The following is a 674-nucleotide window of genomic DNA, read 5'->3' on the forward strand; positions in this document are numbered from 1 at the left end:
ATATGGTGCGGATGGGAGGATTCGAACCTCCGACCGCCTGGTTCGTAGCCAGGTACTCTATCCAGCTGAGCTACATCCGCTCATATAAAATTTAAAACATCACAATCATTCTGAGGACAAAAAACCGCAACCTAGTTGCGGTTTTTTGTTCAAATGATGGCGGAGAAGGAGGGATTCGAACCCTCGATGGGAGTTAAAGCCCATACTCCCTTAGCAGGGGAGCGCCTTCGGCCACTCGGCCACCTCTCCGGCAAAACATGGTGCGCGTGGGAGGATTCGAACCTCCGACCGCCTGGTTCGTAGCCAGGTACTCTATCCAGCTGAGCTACACGCGCAAAATCGGTACTACTTAAATCAATCGTTTTATATGGTGCGGATGGGAGGATTCGAACCTCCGACCGCCTGGTTCGTAGCCAGGTACTCTATCCAGCTGAGCTACATCCGCTCATATAAAATCTTAAATTCTTTTCATTCTATGGTGCGGATGGGAGGATTCGAACCTCCGACCGCCTGGTTCGTAGCCAGGTACTCTATCCAGCTGAGCTACATCCGCATATAGAACGTTTACTGCTATAAATGATTTAATGGTGCGGATGGGAGGATTCGAACCTCCGACCGCCTGGTTCGTAGCCAGGTACTCTATCCAGCTGAGCTACATCCGCTCACTAAAACAT

At 50.4% G+C, this 674-nt stretch carries 6 tRNA genes; all 6 read right to left on the bottom strand.

Features of this window, described 5'->3' with window-relative positions:
* Positions 1-3 precede the first annotated feature (3 nt).
* A tRNA-Arg gene (locus tag L2748_RS24250) sits at positions 4-80 on the bottom strand.
* A 77-nt stretch (positions 81-157) separates the two neighbouring features.
* Positions 158-249, bottom strand: a tRNA-Ser gene (locus L2748_RS24255).
* A gap of 9 nt (positions 250-258) precedes the next feature.
* Positions 259-335, bottom strand: a tRNA-Arg gene (locus tag L2748_RS24260).
* A gap of 33 nt (positions 336-368) precedes the next feature.
* Positions 369-445, bottom strand: a tRNA-Arg gene (locus L2748_RS24265).
* A 31-nt stretch (positions 446-476) separates the two neighbouring features.
* Positions 477-553: transfer RNA gene (locus L2748_RS24270), tRNA-Arg, on the bottom strand.
* Positions 554-585: 32 nt separating this feature from the next.
* Positions 586-662, bottom strand: a tRNA-Arg gene (locus L2748_RS24275).
* Between the last annotated feature and the right edge of the window lie 12 nt (positions 663-674).

It is taken from the genome of Shewanella sairae (assembly GCF_023283535.1).
Taxonomy (GTDB): domain Bacteria; phylum Pseudomonadota; class Gammaproteobacteria; order Enterobacterales; family Shewanellaceae; genus Shewanella; species Shewanella sairae.